The 14,101-nt window shown below is 62.0% G+C and carries 16 protein-coding genes, 3 tRNA genes and 1 pseudogene; 7 read left to right on the forward strand and 13 right to left on the reverse strand.

Annotated elements, in window-relative coordinates; genetic code table 11:
- Positions 1 to 42 precede the first annotated feature (42 nt).
- Complete coding sequence (locus AB7I51_RS02940; RefSeq protein WP_428402631.1) at positions 43 to 624, forward strand: DUF2478 domain-containing protein; 582 nt, start codon at positions 43 to 45, stop codon at positions 622 to 624.
- Here AB7I51_RS02940 and AB7I51_RS02945 read toward each other — a convergent pair.
- The gene (locus AB7I51_RS02945; protein WP_428402630.1) at positions 617 to 1,648 is read right to left on the reverse strand and encodes an amino acid ABC transporter substrate-binding protein; all 1,032 of its coding nucleotides are present in this window, start codon (positions 1,646 to 1,648) and stop codon (positions 617 to 619) included. The two genes, AB7I51_RS02940 and AB7I51_RS02945, sit on opposite strands and share 8 nt — an antisense overlap.
- A 75-nt stretch (positions 1,649 to 1,723) precedes the next feature.
- Here AB7I51_RS02945 and metC point away from each other — a divergent pair, with 75 nt between their 5' ends.
- Together metC and AB7I51_RS02955 are read left to right on the forward strand one after the other, a co-directional pair.
- Positions 1,724 to 2,908 carry a cystathionine beta-lyase gene (gene metC / locus AB7I51_RS02950; protein ID WP_428402629.1) on the forward strand — a complete coding sequence of 395 codons (1,185 nt, stop codon included), beginning with the start codon at positions 1,724 to 1,726 and terminating at the stop codon, positions 2,906 to 2,908.
- Between the two features lie 74 nt (positions 2,909 to 2,982).
- The gene (locus AB7I51_RS02955) at positions 2,983 to 3,336 is read left to right on the forward strand and encodes a hypothetical protein (protein WP_428402628.1); all 354 of its coding nucleotides are present in this window, start codon (positions 2,983 to 2,985) and stop codon (positions 3,334 to 3,336) included.
- Between the two features lie 29 nt (positions 3,337 to 3,365).
- On the opposite strand, the gene AB7I51_RS02960 is transcribed toward AB7I51_RS02955, so the two are convergent.
- The 11 genes and pseudogenes from AB7I51_RS02960 to AB7I51_RS03010 all read right to left on the reverse strand — a co-directional run bounded on the left by AB7I51_RS02960 (position 3,366) and on the right by AB7I51_RS03010 (position 8,426).
- Positions 3,366 to 3,836 (reverse strand): NUDIX hydrolase, encoded by a 471-nt coding sequence (locus AB7I51_RS02960; protein WP_428402627.1) that lies wholly within the window; start codon positions 3,834 to 3,836, stop codon positions 3,366 to 3,368.
- Positions 3,833 to 4,237 (reverse strand): annotated as a pseudogene (locus AB7I51_RS02965) (anion permease); the annotation flags it as partial. The gene AB7I51_RS02960 and the pseudogene AB7I51_RS02965, both read right to left, overlap by 4 nt.
- A gap of 11 nt (positions 4,238 to 4,248) precedes the next feature.
- Positions 4,249 to 4,530: a DUF47 domain-containing protein gene (locus tag AB7I51_RS02970; protein ID WP_428402626.1), complete on the reverse strand. Its 282-nt coding sequence runs from the start codon at positions 4,528 to 4,530 to the stop codon at positions 4,249 to 4,251.
- A gap of 104 nt (positions 4,531 to 4,634) precedes the next feature.
- Positions 4,635 to 5,375 carry a DUF2865 domain-containing protein gene (locus tag AB7I51_RS02975; protein WP_428402625.1) on the reverse strand — a complete coding sequence of 247 codons (741 nt, stop codon included), beginning with the start codon at positions 5,373 to 5,375 and terminating at the stop codon, positions 4,635 to 4,637.
- 30 nt (positions 5,376 to 5,405) lie between these two features.
- Positions 5,406 to 5,482, reverse strand: a tRNA-Arg gene (locus tag AB7I51_RS02980).
- 81 nt (positions 5,483 to 5,563) lie between these two features.
- Positions 5,564 to 5,640, reverse strand: a tRNA-Arg gene (locus AB7I51_RS02985).
- Between the two features lie 9 nt (positions 5,641 to 5,649).
- Positions 5,650 to 5,958 (reverse strand): ETC complex I subunit, encoded by a 309-nt coding sequence (locus AB7I51_RS02990; RefSeq protein WP_409980881.1) that lies wholly within the window; start codon positions 5,956 to 5,958, stop codon positions 5,650 to 5,652.
- A 63-nt stretch (positions 5,959 to 6,021) separates the two neighbouring features.
- Positions 6,022 to 6,098: transfer RNA gene (locus AB7I51_RS02995), tRNA-Pro, on the reverse strand.
- A gap of 165 nt (positions 6,099 to 6,263) precedes the next feature.
- Entirely contained in the window at positions 6,264 to 6,485 is a 222-nt protein-coding gene (locus tag AB7I51_RS03000) for a hypothetical protein (RefSeq protein ID WP_428402624.1), read from the reverse strand.
- An 860-nt stretch (positions 6,486 to 7,345) separates the two neighbouring features.
- The gene (locus AB7I51_RS03005) at positions 7,346 to 7,804 is read right to left on the reverse strand and encodes a DUF192 domain-containing protein (RefSeq protein WP_428402623.1); all 459 of its coding nucleotides are present in this window, start codon (positions 7,802 to 7,804) and stop codon (positions 7,346 to 7,348) included.
- A 40-nt stretch (positions 7,805 to 7,844) separates the two neighbouring features.
- Complete coding sequence (locus AB7I51_RS03010) at positions 7,845 to 8,426, reverse strand: cold-shock protein (RefSeq protein WP_428406108.1); 582 nt, start codon at positions 8,424 to 8,426, stop codon at positions 7,845 to 7,847.
- 475 nt (positions 8,427 to 8,901) lie between these two features.
- Here AB7I51_RS03010 and AB7I51_RS03015 point away from each other — a divergent pair, with 475 nt between their 5' ends.
- The gene (locus AB7I51_RS03015; RefSeq protein WP_428402733.1) at positions 8,902 to 10,332 is read left to right on the forward strand and encodes an aspartate aminotransferase family protein; all 1,431 of its coding nucleotides are present in this window, start codon (positions 8,902 to 8,904) and stop codon (positions 10,330 to 10,332) included.
- 36 nt (positions 10,333 to 10,368) lie between these two features.
- On the opposite strand, the gene AB7I51_RS03020 is transcribed toward AB7I51_RS03015, so the two are convergent.
- On the reverse strand, positions 10,369 to 11,259 hold the full coding sequence (locus AB7I51_RS03020; RefSeq protein ID WP_428402621.1) for a branched-chain amino acid aminotransferase: 891 nt from the start codon (positions 11,257 to 11,259) through the stop codon (positions 10,369 to 10,371).
- A 135-nt stretch (positions 11,260 to 11,394) separates the two neighbouring features.
- On the opposite strand from AB7I51_RS03020, the gene AB7I51_RS03025 reads away from it, so the two are divergent.
- From AB7I51_RS03025 to AB7I51_RS03035, 3 genes are read left to right on the forward strand one after another with little or no spacing between them, the layout of a single operon-like run.
- Positions 11,395 to 11,955 (forward strand): MarR family winged helix-turn-helix transcriptional regulator, encoded by a 561-nt coding sequence (locus AB7I51_RS03025; protein WP_428402620.1) that lies wholly within the window; start codon positions 11,395 to 11,397, stop codon positions 11,953 to 11,955.
- On the forward strand, positions 11,952 to 12,695 hold the full coding sequence (locus tag AB7I51_RS03030) for a response regulator (RefSeq protein WP_428402619.1): 744 nt from the start codon (positions 11,952 to 11,954) through the stop codon (positions 12,693 to 12,695). Before AB7I51_RS03025 ends, AB7I51_RS03030 begins: the two co-directional genes overlap by 4 nt.
- 32 nt (positions 12,696 to 12,727) lie before the next feature.
- Complete coding sequence (locus AB7I51_RS03035; protein ID WP_428402618.1) at positions 12,728 to 14,098, forward strand: ATP-binding protein; 1,371 nt, start codon at positions 12,728 to 12,730, stop codon at positions 14,096 to 14,098.
- The last annotated feature ends 3 nt before the right edge of the window (positions 14,099 to 14,101 follow it).

A 14,101-nucleotide genomic window follows, 5' to 3' on the forward strand; every position in this document is an offset into this window, starting at 1 on the left:
AACTCGAGCATAGGCTCTTTCGACGCGCCGGGCGAGGACTCGATGCCCACCCACGGCGAAGAATTTCCTGCGCAGAGCGGCGCGCCGCTGACGGATTCGGCCGGATGGACTCGCATTGCGGCCCTACCCGCGGAGGACAGCGCCCGCGTTCAGGCCCTGATGCAGGCGTTCGCCGAGGAGCTGATGCAGGACGGCGTGCGGGTCGGCGGCGTGACGCAGATACGGGTCGCTGATCGATCAGGGATCATGCTGCGCGACGTCGCCACCGGCGCCTTCTATCCGATCTCGCAGGACCTTGGCCCTGGCTCTGTCGCCTGCAATCTCGACACGAGCGAATTGGCGCTCGCCTGCGCCGCGATCGAGCGGGCGGCCGGCGCCGGCGCGCAGCTGATCGTGATCAGCAAATTCTCGAAGCAGGAGGCCGGTCGCGGCGGGCTCTGCGACGCCTTCCGCGCGGCGATGGCGGCGCGCGTGCCGGTGATCGCGGCGGTGTCGCCCCATTACCGCGAAGAATGGCGCGCCTTCGCGGGGCGGCTGGCGGAAGACGTCGCGCCCGAGCGCCAGGCGCTCGCCGAGTGGTGGGCGAAAATCAACGGGGCGGCTGCGGGCGGGCCGTCTATCTGACCGGCGGCGCGTACATGAGCCCGCCCTTATTCCACAAGGCGTTCAGCCTTCGCTCCATGGCGAAGGGCGCCCCCTGCCCGAGGTTGCGCTCGAAAACTTCGGCGTAATTGCCGACATGTTTGATGATGCGGTAGGCCCAATCCTCGGACAGGCCGAGATCGCCGCCATGTGCGCCGTCGACGCCGAGCAGGCGCCTGATCTGCGGTTTTTCTGACGAGAGCGCGGCGTCGGCGTTGGCTTTGGATACGTCCAACTCCTCGGCGTCAAGCATCGCGAAGAGAGTCCAGCGGACGATGTTGAGCCACTGGTCGTCGCCCTGACGCACCAGCGGCCCGCGCGGCGACTTAGATACGAGGTCGGGTAGAACGGCGTGATCCGCCGGCGCCGTCAAGCCGATCCGGACGCCATGCAGCGTGGAAACGTCGGCTGTCAGCGCGTCGCACTTTCCCTCATCATATGCTTTCGCCGCATCCTCAAGGCTCGCAAACAGCTTTGGGTCGTATTTCGCCTTGCGGGCTCGAAAGAAGTCGGCGACGACAAGCTCGTAGGGCGTGCCTTGCTCGATGCAGATCGCGGCGCCGTCTAGGTCTTGAACGGAATTGAAGTCGCGCTGCCGGCGCACGATGAAGCCTTGTCCGTCGTAGAGGAAAACGCCCGCGTAGATAAGCTTCTGTCCTGCGTCGCGGGTTTGGGTCCAAGGCGACGCGCTGGCAAGGAGATCGACCGCGCCAGCCTGCAGCGCGCCAACCCGCGCTTTCGGCGAGAGTTCGACGAATCGCGCCTTGGCGGGATCATCGAGAACGGCGCTGGCGACGGCGCGGCAGAAGTCCGCGTCAAAGCCACGCCACTCGCCCGATCCGTCGAGCTGGGCGAAGCCCGGGGCGGCCGTTACGCCACAAATGACAGAGCCGCGCTTGACGACCTGGCCAAGTGTGGGGCCGACATCCGTCTGCGCGCCTGCGCGAGCAGCGCAAAGCGCGCCGGCGAAAGCCGCTAGGCAGGCGAAAAGGAGGCGGCGCATCATGGCGGGCTCGGCATCCGGCGGCGGATATATTACGGTCTCGCGGCGCGCGCGCAAAGGCGACTCGTCAGAGGCTGCATGTCTAACGAAAAGAAAGAAACAAAGCATAAATTAAGGCTCGCCACTCTTGTGACGCAAGCCGGCCGCGCGCCCTTCGATCATTTCGGTTTCGTCAATCCGCCGATTTATCGTGGTTCGACCGTTCTGTTTCCGACGGTCGCCGCGCTTGAGGGCCTGCGCCAGCCCTATACTTACGGCACCAAAGGCACGCCGACCACGCGCGCGCTCGAGCAGGCCTGGAGCGAGATTGCCGGCGCGGTCGATACCGTGCTGACGCCCTCGGGCCTCGCGGCGATTGGCTTGGCGCTGTTGACGGCGACGCATGCCGGCGCACATGCGCTCATCGCCGACTCCGCCTATCAGCCGACGCGCATATTTTGCGACGGGCTGCTCAAGCGTTTCGGGGTGAATGTCGAATATTACGATCCGCTGATCGGCGGCGGCGTCGCCACGCTGATGAGGCCGGAGACGACTGCGGTGCTCGTCGAATCGCCCGGCTCGCAGAGCATGGAGGTTCAGGACGTGCCCGCCATCGCCGCCGCCGCGCACGCCCATGGCGCCTGCGTGATCGCAGACAACACCTGGGCGACGCCGCTTCTGTTTCCGCCGCATGAGCGCGGCTGCGACCTTGCGATCGAAGCCGGCACAAAATATCTCGCGGGCCACGCCGATCTTCTCATCGGCCTCGTTTCCGCCAACGCAAAATGGGCGAAGCGCCTGCGTGCGACCTTCAACGCCTTCGGCATGGGATCCAGTCCCGACGACGCGTCGCTCGCGCTGCGCGGACTGCGCACCATGGCGCTGCGGCTGCGCGAACAGGAGCGCGCCGCGCTCGACATCGCGCAATGGCTTCAAGATCGACCGGAAGTCTCGCGCGTGCTGCATCCCGCCCTTCCAACGCATCCCGGCCATGAGCTTTGGAAAAGAGACTTTAACGGCGCTTCCGGCGTATTTTCGGTCATTCTAAAAGACGTCTCGAAAAAGGCGGTCGCCGCTGTTGTCGACGGGCTGGAACTTTTCGGCATCGGCTTTTCCTGGGGCGGCTATGAAAGCCTCGTGTTGCCGTTCGACTGCGCCTCTTACAGGACGGCCACGCGCTGGGCCCCAGAAGGACCGGCGCTGCGCTTCTCGATTGGCCTGGAGGACGTCGCCGATCTGAAGTCGGATCTGGCGGCGGGGCTCGGCCGGCTCAAAGTCTCCTAAAGACGCCGCGCTTAGAATATATTCCAAACTTCCTATTTCCTGTGTGGCGAAGGTCGTTCGAAGGGAGAAGAGATATGGCGCCCGTTTCCCGGTTTGCCGCTTATGCTGGCGTCTGCGGGTGGTTGATTGCCGGCCTTGCGCCGGCGCTTGCCGCCAGCGGCCAGGACTTCCCGAACGTCACATGCGCCTGCAAGGGCTGCGGCCAGAACAAGTCCGACGTCATCGGCAAATGCCCAGATGTTTGCAAGGACAAGACGATCTACAACAAGGGCGACAAGGTCGTTCCCGCCGCGCCGGTCCGGGCCCGCCCTTCGCGAAGGGATAGAACCGCCAAAGCTGCCGAGCCGACGGAATTTTGCAAGGCCGCGCGCATGAAGCTGCCGAAGGGCTGGATGCGCGCCGATCCGCCGTCGACTCCGACGCGATAGGGCGGCGGCGAATTGCTTAGACCGTCGCTCTACGCGTTATTCTGCGCCGCCGCGCCACAGAAGGCGATCATTAGATCACGCAATTCGGGCTCTTCGACGAGATCGGCGGCGATGGCGCATTCGAACCAGCGGGTGGCGCGCTGGCTTTTCTCTGGCCATTTCTTACGCTGCAGTCGCACGCGAAGAGAGAACACCTCGACGCGGCAGTCGACGGTGGTCCCGCTCTTGAGGCGTTTCTCATAGCTAAAGTCGCCGAGCTTCACCTTATCGATCTTGCCAAGGAGTCCGGCTTCCTGCACCGCTTCGATCGCCGCAACGATATGCGGTTTGCGGCCCTTCATCGGCCAGCCCTTCGGAACGACCCAGCGCTTGGTGTCGCGCGAGGTGACCAGCATCACCTCCATCCGACCATTGGCGATTCGCCAGGGCAAGGCCGCATATTGCGTGCGTGGAACGGGGCTAGCGCCCTCGCGCTTCTTCTTGGGTTTCGGCGTCTTCATGCCACGAACCTCGCGAGCACATAGAACGCCGCAGCAAAAAAGGCGGCCATGGGCATGGTGACGACCGAGGCGACGACGATATCCTTTGCGACATTCCAGCGCGCCGCCGCGACGCGCCGCGACGCGCCAACGCCGATGAACGCGCCGGTAATCGTGTGCGTCGTCGACACGGGGATTCCCAATCCCGTCGCCAGGAACAAGGTAATGGCTCCTCCGGTCTCGGCGCAGAATCCCTGAATAGGAGTCAACCGCGTGATTCGCGACCCCATTGTGCGCACGATTCGCCAACCGCCAAACAAAGTTCCAAGGCCCATGGCGGCTTGACAGGCGATGACGACCCGAAAGGGCGCGTAAAATGCGCCGCGGAGCGCGCCATGCGCATAGAGGAGCGCGGCGATCACTTGCACGGGCCCTAGATATGCTCAACGATGCCGGAGACGCGATCGGCGCGGATGTCGCTGCGATCGAAGGGCGTGATGAATGTGCGGCGAACCCTGAGATGCGCCTCGCGCCTGGTGGCGTCGGCCTCATGCTCCTGGCGGCGGATTTCCTGAGCGCACAAAGCGACGCGCTCGCCGCCGTTCAACAATTCGCGCGACACATGCGCGCGAGCGACGAGCGTCTCCGCGTGGCGCTCGAATAGGTCGAAGAAGCGCTCCTCTCTCGGCATGAGCGCCTGGAACCAAGAAAGCATGGCGCTCTCGCCCCCGAATCTTCGTCATAAAACCGTCATACTCGGCTCGCGCACATAGCCGGGCGAACCTCGGCTGTAAAGCGGCGAGATGCTGGCGGCTGCGACTATTTCGCGCGCCGCTGCGTTTTGTTCCAAGCGAACGCGTCTTCCTGGGACAGAGAAACGCTTGCATCTTTCGGCGCGAATCTGCGGGGCAGCACGTTGCGAAGGCGCGCGCGGATGTGGCGCGAGGCGCGGCTGAGGCTGACCAGACTGGAGCCGCTATATATGAACGCGCCATTCTGTCCAATGACGACGTCGCCGTCCCGCAATGTTGGGTCTCTGCGCGAAAGCCTCAGAAAGTAATTGTGAGACGTGGCCGGATCGTTGCAGGAACATCCCGCCGTCAATTTATCCCGAAAGCTGAAAGCGACCGGCAGCGCCGAATAGCGACCGCCCTTGGCGTTGCGCGCATCCTCGATGCTTTCGCCCTCATAGAGCTCAACGCGCGCCGACGGACAGGCGAGTTCGCACGAATGCTGGCCGGAGACCAGCGAAGACTTGATCAAAGGAAAATAATAGCCGTCGCAGGCGCGCACGCAATAGCCGCCGCCCGACATCGAATCTTCCTCGGCGTGCGCCTCTGGAGCCCTGTCGCGCCGAATAGCGGCCTTCGGCGCCCGAGGCCGCGGACGCGGATGCGTAACGCGCCCGGACCGGCGCGCCGGATAGGCCGAATACGGCTCCGGTCCAAAGAGGTCATCGAAAAAATCGCCTTGCGCCAAAGTGTCGAGGGGCGAAACGAGCGCCGCCGCCATAGCTAGAAGGCCGGCGATTCTTCTCGCGCCCAGGCGGTTGAGTCGCATCTGCCTGTCCTCGTCGACTTTAACTTCGACTGGCGACCCCGGCAGGATTCGAACCTGCGACCTACTGCTTCGAAGGCAGTTGCTCTATCCGGCTGAGCTACGGAGCCGTCGACGGCGCAGCTTACGCCGCATACCGTATCACCACGGTGAATGCGGCGCCAGACGACGTCCGACAGGGGAGTCATATATGGCGACCCCGGCAGGATTCGAACCTGCGACCTACTGCTTAGAAGGCAGTTGCTCTATCCGGCTGAGCTACGGGGCCGAAGATGACTCAATGCGTCCAGAGTCCGATGCGGCTGGTTTTGAAATTATCTGAATAGGATACGCCGCGACGCGCCGCGAGATTGGGCCTTGGCTCCTCGACGCGATAGGCGAGGCCGTTGCGCTCGGCGTAAGCGATCGCCTCTTCCTTCGTCGCGAATTTGAGTCTGACCTGCTGGCGCATGTCGCCGGAGCTCGTCCAGCCCATGAGCGGCTCGATGCTGCGCGGCAGTTCCGGCTCGAAGTCGAGGCGCCACAAATCGGAGCCGGGACCGGATTGAGTGGCGCTCGGCGCGGGAAGATAGATGCGTGCGGTCATATGGCCTCGTCTCTGGAGCTGCGCGCCAAGGCGCGTTGTGACTATGCGCGGCGACGTTCGCGCTGGTCGGGGCAGCAGGATTCGAACCTGCGACCTGAAGTACCCAAAACTTCCGCGCTACCAGGCTGCGCTATACCCCGCCGTTGAAATCATTCAACCTTCTCGCAGTACTCGATTTCTCGATCTATTGCTACTGTGTTACATGGCTGACGAACCCTTTTGTTGATCAGCACCTTGCTGGATAAAAAGTGTGCTGAAGATGATGAGCCCAAACAAGAAATTTGGGCTCATCTTGGCCTCATACGTTACCCAAGCGTAAGCCTGTATCGCGCGTAGCATTCGCAACGGAGTCTAAGTGCTTCCTGGACAGTATATGGCACCTCAACTCCGGCATGTTCCAATGCCTGTGCAGCTTTTTCCAGCGGCTCGATACCAAGCATCGCATAATCCTCTTCTGTAAATTCGCTGAGAATCTCGACAGCTAACGCGTTGGCTACACCAGCGAGAACTTCTAGTAAATTATCCATCGTTATCACCTCGTATGTAGAGTTGCCTCTCCAACACAGACGGTCGGTAGAGACGATTCTTGTGTAATGCGAGGATGGTCATATTTGAGCCCGTCAAATAGCAGTCTCTGGTAGAGACTGAGAGCTGGCTCCGGTTGTTTAGACAGCTCTCTGCGCTGCTCTGACACGGTCAGGAGACCTCGCTCGGACAACAGCAATCGCAATCGACAGAGGTCTACGAGGTGAAAAACCTCTAACAATAGACGCTGCTGGAGTCCGAGCGAGGAATTAGCCATCTAGAACTGATGGCCAATTCATATGAGAAACGATCAAGCGCGCCTCATGATCGTGATCGTGGTCGAACCAAATTCGTGCCCCTGCAATCATAGACGAGTCGTTCGCACCATTCGCGCAGAGTCTGGTGCGTCACTTTCCGTTCGAAGCGCTCGTAAATCGCAGACACTCTCATCCGTTCCTCGACAAAGAGGCGACGGAATTCATCGAAATGAGAATCCATTTTTCATCTCCCTAGTGTGCAGGCGCTGTGCGAACAAAACGCTCACACAGGACCCGCAAAGTCCAAAACACTGAGAGAGGTTTTGATTTAATTTCAGTGTGTTAGGGTTGAAGATCTGGGCGAAACCCAAAACTTCCGCGCTACCAGGCTGCGCCATACCCCGCCGGACAGGCCTGGCCCATGGCGGCCCTGCCCTCGCTCGAATTTGGCTATCACGCAAGCCCGCCTCTAACAAGAGAACGCGCCATGAGAGCCGCGGCTTGAGAAAAAGCAGTCGCCGGCCTTTTGCGCCTAGCGCGTTCTATGCTTTGAGATCGATCATTTTTCTGCGAATGGGCGAATCCGCCCCATACGCGTCGCGATCCTAGCGATCAAACATGCGGTGACGCACCCGGTCCCCGGGCGCGAGCGAGATGCGCCGCGCCACGCCGGCGTTGAGCTCCAGCACCGCATAAGCCGGCGCGGGCGAGCTGATGATCCGTTCGGACAATGGCTCCGTATCGGCGGCGACCCCCACTACCCGCCCGTCGCGCCCGATGAAAACCATATCAAGCGGAATGTAGGTGTTCTTCATCCACATCGAGACCGGCCCCTCGACCTTGAAGTCGAACAGCATCCCCCGATCGGCCGGCATCGACTTGCGAAACATCAGACCGCGCGCGCGGGACTTGGGCGTTTCGGCGACTTCGACCTTAAAGTCATGTTCGCCGGTCGACGTCACGATGCGCGCGACCTCAGCCGCCGGCCCCGCATGCGCAACCGTGAACGCGAGCAGCGCCAGCAAGGACAAGATCAGTAAGCGGAAGTTTTGCGCCGCTCTCATTTGGAAGCGCTCCAAAGGATGCTGCGCAGCAAGGCGGTCGTCAATGCGACGGAACGCTCTTTGCTTCAAGCGGACGCACCTCGGTCGCCATCAGACCCTTCGGACCGCCGCCGTAACGCACGAGCACGCTATCGCCGGGTTTAAGTTCGGTCATGCCGTAGCGGCGCACCGTCTCCATGTGCAGAAAAATATCGTCGGTGCCTTCGCCGCGCGTGAGAAATCCGAATCCCTTCACCCGGTTGAACCATTTGACGATGGCGATCTCATAACCGCTCGTCGCAGCGATCTGGACATGGGTGCGCCCGGCGCTGGATTGCGACGGATGGACCGCCGTCGATTCGTCCATCGCGATGACTCGAAAAACCTGCATGCCCTTGGCGCGTTTTTGCGCCTCGCAAACCACGCGCGCGCCTTCAAAAGCAGTCTGCATCCCGCTGCGGCGGAGAATGGTGACATGGAGAAGAATGTCGGCGGCGCCATCGTCCGGCACCACGAAACCATAGCCCTTGGCGACATCGAACCATTTTATCCGTCCCGCAACCTCAACCAATTCAAGACCGGACTCATCCGGATCAGTCGCGCTCGCCGTCAAATCATCCTGAAAAGTCATTTTATCGCCCACCGACTAAACTCCCCAATGCTGATCCAGAGCATTGTCCTGACGCGCGCGTTGGCGATCTTCCTAAGGCGCGTATCACCCCGCATCGCTCAAGAATCACTTCTTACAAGATATCACCCGCAGCGCGCCTTCCAACCTGCAATTTTCATCACCAAGCGCAATGTCTGTGGATATGCGCGGCGTTTGCGCGCGCGTTGGCGAAACCATTGGCGCACATGTTGAAACTTGCATGCGCACGCATCGTCGCGTGCAGCGATATTGCGCAATATGGGGGTGGTTCGCCAGCGGATGAGGCCGACGGCGACGCACAAATCTTCGCGCCTGTGGCCCGAGCGCCACATCGGCGCGATTTGACAAACCGGCCCGTGACGCGCAATCGGAATGGGCGAGCGTGTGCGCCTTGACGCCTGCCTCCCATTTTCTCGGTTGGAGCGCCGCCATGACCATTTCTACGACCGCCCCAGCGAGCGCGCCGACGATGAATCGCGCTCCGGACAGCGCTTCCGGCCAAGTCGATCCGCGATACGACCTCGCCGCTCTTGCGGCCGCGCGCGAAGGCGAGCGCTTTTCGCTGCATGCGAAGCGCCTCAATGAAATGTGGGTCCGCGTTCTCAAGACGATCGGCTATGATGTTGGATTCACGCGAGGCGTGGGCCCCTACCTTTGGGATCGCAAGGGCGACCGCTATCTCGATCTCCTCAGCGGCTGGGGAGTCTTCGCGCTCGGACGCAACCATCCTAAGGTGCGCGACGCGCTGGTGAGCGTGCTCGACGGCGAACTCGCCAATCTCGTGCAACTTGACGTTTCGGTTCTGGCCGGCGTTCTCGCCGAAAAGCTGCTCGCTTACGCGCCTTGGCTGGACAAGGCGTTTTTCGCCAATTCCGGCGCCGAGTCGGTCGAAGCGGCGATCAAATTCGCGCGCGCGGCGACGGGTCGTCCTGGAATCCTGCACTGCGCGCATTCCTTCCACGGCCTGACTTACGGTTCGTTGTCGATGAACGGCGACGAAATTTTCAAGAAGGGGTTCGGCCCGCTGTTGCCAAACGCCCATGAGGTCGAATTCGACGATCTCGGCGCCCTCGAGCGCGCATTGGCCGGTCGCGACATCGCCGCCTTCTTCGTCGAGCCGATTCAGGGCAAGGGCGTTAACATCCCTCAAGACGACTATCTGCTCGGGGCGCAGGCGCTTTGTCGGAAATATGGAACGCTGTTTGTCGCCGACGAAATTCAGACGGGGCTGGGCCGCACCGGCCGCTTCTTCGCCATCGATCATTTTCCGGGCGTCGAACCCGACATGATCGTCGTCGCCAAGGCGCTTTCCGGCGGCCATGTGCCGGTTGGCGCGGTGCTGGCGCGCAAATGGATTTTCGACAAGGTCTTCGACCGCATGGATCGTGCGGTGGTGCATGGCTCGACCTTCAGCAAGAACGATCTTGCCATGGCGGCGGGGATTGCGACGCTCGATGTTCTCGAAAGCGAGCGGGTGATCGAAAATGCGGCAAAGAAGGGCGATCGCCTTCTCGCGTCCTTTCAAAAAATGGCCGAAGGCTACGAACTCGTCGCCGACGTGCGCGGCAAGGGTCTCATGATCGGCGTCGAATTCGGGCCGCCGAAGTCGCTCAAGCTGAAAGCCGCCTGGAATCTGCTGGAAACAGTCAATTCGGGCCTGTTCTGTCAGCTCATCTCGATCCCGCTGTTTCGCGACCACAAAGTGCTGACGCAAGTGGCCGGACATGGCAATCACACGATCAAGCTGCTGCCGCCGCTAACGATATCGGACGAAGATTGCGATTGGATCGAACAATCGTTCGACGCCGTCATCGCGGACGCGCATAAGGCGCCGTCCGCAGTCTGGTCGCTGGGCAAGACTCTCGCGGAACATGCGATCAAGGCGCGAATGAGCGGCTGATCCAATTATCGACGCGCGGTAATTCCGCCGGCGCGCTCAGACGGCGGGCGAAGGCTGCTTCTCCACCTCGCGCGAATAGTCTTCGATCAGCGCGCGCGACAATTCGCCGGGGGTGAAGCGATAGACGCCGATCTCCGACACCGGCGTCACTTCGGCGCCCGTGCCGCAGATGAAGCACTCCGAAAAGGACGCCATTTCCTCTGGCATGATCCGACGCTCGATGACCTCGATCCCCCGTCGTCGCGCTAGGTCGATCACCGTGCGCCTGGTGATGCCGTCAAGGAAACAGTCGGCGATCGGCGTATGCAATGCGCCGTCACGCACGAAGAAGACGTTGGCGCCGGTGCATTCGGCGATGCGGCCGAGCCAATCATACATCAGCGCGTCGGCGAAGCCGCGCCGCTCCGCGCGATGCTTTGAAATGGTGCAGATCATATAGAGGCCGGCCGCCTTCGCCATCGACGGCGCCGTCTGCGGATCTGGCCGCCGATATTCGGCGATGTCGAGCCTGATGCCTTTCATCTTGGTCTCGACGTCAAACATGCTTGGCCAATCCCAGACCGCGATCGCGACGTTGATCGTCGAATGCTGGGCCGCCACCGCCATCATTTCGCTGCCGCGCCACGCCACCGGCCGCACGTAGCAATTCGAAAGACCGTTTGCTTTAACGGTCTCATGCTTGGCGGCGTCAAGCTGCTCCACGCTGTAGGGAATCTCGAAATCGAGAATTCGAGCGGAATTCTGAAACCGTTCCGAATGCTCGCTCGATTTGAAGATCGAGCCGCCGTAAGCGCGTTCGCCTTCGAAGACGCAAGAGGCGTAATGAAGACCATGCGAGAGGACGTGAAGCTTGGCTTCGCGCCAGGGAACCAGCGCGCCGTTATACCAGATGAATCCGTCGCGCTGATCGAAGGGCGGAAGCGGCATGGCGAACTCCGGGAAGACGCGATCGAAGAGGCTAAACAAGGCGCTGCGACGCGCGGTCAGCACTAGCCATCGGTCAGATTTATGTCAATATAGTTGACGTAAATAGCTCGCGCCAAACGTCAGGCAAGAACCAGCGTGAACGAACTCCTAGCGAGAAAAATCGTTGAGCCCGGCTCGGCCGCCGCTTGGCCGAGAAGCGCTGTGGAAGTTGCGGCCACGACCGACGAGGACGCTCTCGAACTTGTCGAGCTATTTTTCTTCGCCTATCGCGATTTCGTCAGAGACGCGGATCGGCTGCTCGGAACATACGGCTTCGGCCGGGCGCATCATCGCGTTCTGCACTTCGTCAACCGCCGCCCCGGCCTCACCATCGCGGCGCTGCTGGATATATTGAGAATCACCAAGCAAAGCCTCAACCGAGTGCTGAAACAGCTTCTCGAGGCGGGCTTCGTCGAGGCGCGCGCCGGAATCGTCGACCGCCGCCAGCGCCTGCTCTATCCGACCCCCCAGGGAGCGAATCTGGCGCGCGATCTCTCGGCGCTGCAATCTGCGCGATTCCTGAAAGTCATGGATGAGCTGCCGCCTGTCGCGCGCGGCGCGGCCTCGGAATTTCTGTTCGCGATGATCGACCCCGACGAGCGCGCGCGCGTTCGCGCCCATCTCGCAAGCGCAAAAGCGGCCGGCGACACGCCATGACGCTCGTTTCGCATCCTGCCGGTGCCCCGAATGCGAAGGCGGCGCATATATTGGTCGTTGACGACGATCAGCGCATTCGCACCCTGCTGTCGCGCTATCTGACAAAGGAGGGCTATCTGGTCAGCGCCGCAGCCGACACAAGCGAAGCGAGCGTGAGATTGCGCGATTTCGCTTTCGATCTCATCGTGCTGGATGGGATGATGCCCGGCGAAACCGGCGCCGCCTTCGCGGCGCGGCTTCGCAGAAGCGCGGAGCCCTTACGCTCCGCGCCGATTCTCATGTTGACCGCGCTGACCGAGACGGCGGACCGCGTCGAAGGGCTCGAGGCCGGGGTCGACGACTACCTCGCGAAGCCTTTTGATCCTCGGGAATTGTCGTTGCGCATCGCCAGCATTTTGCGCCGTGCGCGGCGCGCGGAGCCGGCGGGACCGAGGCGGTTCGGCGACTTCGTGTTCGATCCGTCGCGCGGCGAACTGCTGCGCGCCGGGGCGCCGGTCCGGCTGACCACGCGCGAGCGCGATCTCCTGCGGACGCTGGCCGAAGGCGACGGCGCCCTGTTATCGCGCCAAACCCTCGCGCAACGCGATCCCGATCGAAGCGCAAGCGAGCGCAGCGTCGACGTCGAAATCGCCCGCTTAAGGCGCAAAATCGAGACCGACCCCAATGCGCCGCGCTATCTTCAGACCGTGCGCGGCCACGGCTACCGGCTTCTCGTCGAGCCCCTGCCCAGTAACCGATGAAATGATGCCGATGAAATGATAGAGTCGTCACGATGACCGCCGTCTTACCGGAAGTACTCGCCGCGCCACGCAATCTGTGGCGGCGCTTCGCCAACTGGCTGCATGACCGCATGCCGAAGGGGCTTTACGCCCGCGCGCTGCTGATCGTGATTCTGCCGGTCGTGCTGCTCCAGTCCGCCGTCGCGTATGTCTTCATGGAACGCTATTGGGAGGTGGTGACCTATCGCCTGTCGGCCGGGATGGCCCGTCAGGTCGCGGCGCTTGTAGATGTCTATCAGTCATTCCCTCAGGACCCTGACCACGCGAAGCTGCGCCACATCGCCGCCTTCAATCTCAACATGGAGATCGCGGTTCTACCCAAACAGGAGCTTCCGGCGCCGGCGCCCAAAACACCCTTGTTCTCGCTGCTCGACAAAGCGCTGACGAGAGAACTCTCACGCAGAGTTAAGGAGCCGTTCTGGATCAACACGTCGCTTCCCCGCAACCTGATTGAAATCCGCGTCGCTCTCGACGACGCCACGCTAAGGATGTTCGCGACGCGCACGCACGCCTACGCCTCTAATTCCTATATATTCTTTATGTGGATGGCGATCGCTTCGGTGATCATCGTCGCCATCGCCACGTCGTTCCTGCGCAACCAGATCAGGCCGATCCTGCGTCTGGCCCGCGCCGCCGAGGAATTCGGCAAAGGCCGCAATGTCGCGTTCAGCCCCCGCGGCGCCCGCGAGGTTCGGCAGGCGGGCGCGGCCTTCCTCGACATGAAGCGCCGCTTCGAACGCGCGATCGAGCAGCGCACGACCATGCTCAACGGCGTTTCGCACGATTTGCGCACCATCATCACCCGATTCAAGCTTTCCCTCGCATTGATGGGCGACTCCAACGAAGCCGTCGAAATGCGCAAGGACGTCGACGAGATGGAGCGCATGGTCGAGGCCTATCTCGCCTTTGCGCGCGGCGATGGCGACGAGATTTCGTCGCCCACCGACATCGCCGCGATTCTCAGCGAGTTGAAGGCGGAAACCGAGCGGCTTGGTCTCGCCGCCGCCGTCAAGATCAAAGGCGATCCAAAAATCGTCGCGCGGCCGGCGGCGATCAAGCGGTTGCTCGCCAATCTCGTCGGCAATGCGCAGCGCTATGGCAAGCGCATTGAACTCTCGGCAGTGAACGACGGCGCGATGATGACCATCCATATCGACGATGACGGTCCGGGAATACCTGTCGAGCGTCGCGAAGAGGCGTTCCGGCCTTTCTACCGTCTGGACGAGTCGCGCAACCAGGACGAGGGAAATTCTGGTCTGGGGCTTGCCATCGCGCGCGACATCGCGCGGGCGCATGGCGGCGACCTCACGCTGGACCGCAGCCCGCTCGGCGGCCTGCGCGCGACCGCCAGCCTGCCGCTGTAACGC

Origin of the sequence: Methylocystis sp. (assembly GCF_050246715.1) — a bacterium.
Taxonomy (GTDB): domain Bacteria; phylum Pseudomonadota; class Alphaproteobacteria; order Rhizobiales; family Beijerinckiaceae; genus Methylocystis.

Bases quoted from the DNA above. Each gene is read 5' to 3' on its own strand.
- AB7I51_RS03020 (WP_428402621.1), bottom strand. From the start codon at position 11,259: ATGCCGCTTCCGCCCTTCGATCAGCGCGACGGATTCATCTGGTATAAC.
- AB7I51_RS02990 (WP_409980881.1), bottom strand. From the start codon at position 5,958: ATGACCGCACGCATCTATCTTCCCGCGCCGAGCGCCACTCAATCCGGT.
- AB7I51_RS03000 (WP_428402624.1), bottom strand. From the start codon at position 6,485: ATGGATAATTTACTAGAAGTTCTCGCTGGTGTAGCCAACGCGTTAGCT.
- AB7I51_RS03035 (WP_428402618.1), top strand. From the start codon at position 12,728: ATGACCGCCGTCTTACCGGAAGTACTCGCCGCGCCACGCAATCTGTGG.
- AB7I51_RS02960 (WP_428402627.1), bottom strand. From the start codon at position 3,836: ATGAAGACGCCGAAACCCAAGAAGAAGCGCGAGGGCGCTAGCCCCGTT.
- AB7I51_RS02955 (WP_428402628.1), top strand. From the start codon at position 2,983: ATGGCGCCCGTTTCCCGGTTTGCCGCTTATGCTGGCGTCTGCGGGTGG.
- AB7I51_RS02940 (WP_428402631.1), top strand. From the start codon at position 43: ATGCCCACCCACGGCGAAGAATTTCCTGCGCAGAGCGGCGCGCCGCTG.
- AB7I51_RS02970 (WP_428402626.1), bottom strand. From the start codon at position 4,530: ATGCTTTCTTGGTTCCAGGCGCTCATGCCGAGAGAGGAGCGCTTCTTC.
- AB7I51_RS03005 (WP_428402623.1), bottom strand. From the start codon at position 7,804: ATGAGAGCGGCGCAAAACTTCCGCTTACTGATCTTGTCCTTGCTGGCG.
- AB7I51_RS02975 (WP_428402625.1), bottom strand. From the start codon at position 5,375: ATGCGACTCAACCGCCTGGGCGCGAGAAGAATCGCCGGCCTTCTAGCT.
- AB7I51_RS02945 (WP_428402630.1), bottom strand. From the start codon at position 1,648: ATGATGCGCCGCCTCCTTTTCGCCTGCCTAGCGGCTTTCGCCGGCGCG.
- metC (WP_428402629.1), top strand. From the start codon at position 1,724: ATGTCTAACGAAAAGAAAGAAACAAAGCATAAATTAAGGCTCGCCACT.
- AB7I51_RS03030 (WP_428402619.1), top strand. From the start codon at position 11,952: ATGACGCTCGTTTCGCATCCTGCCGGTGCCCCGAATGCGAAGGCGGCG.
- AB7I51_RS03015 (WP_428402733.1), top strand. From the start codon at position 8,902: ATGAATCGCGCTCCGGACAGCGCTTCCGGCCAAGTCGATCCGCGATAC.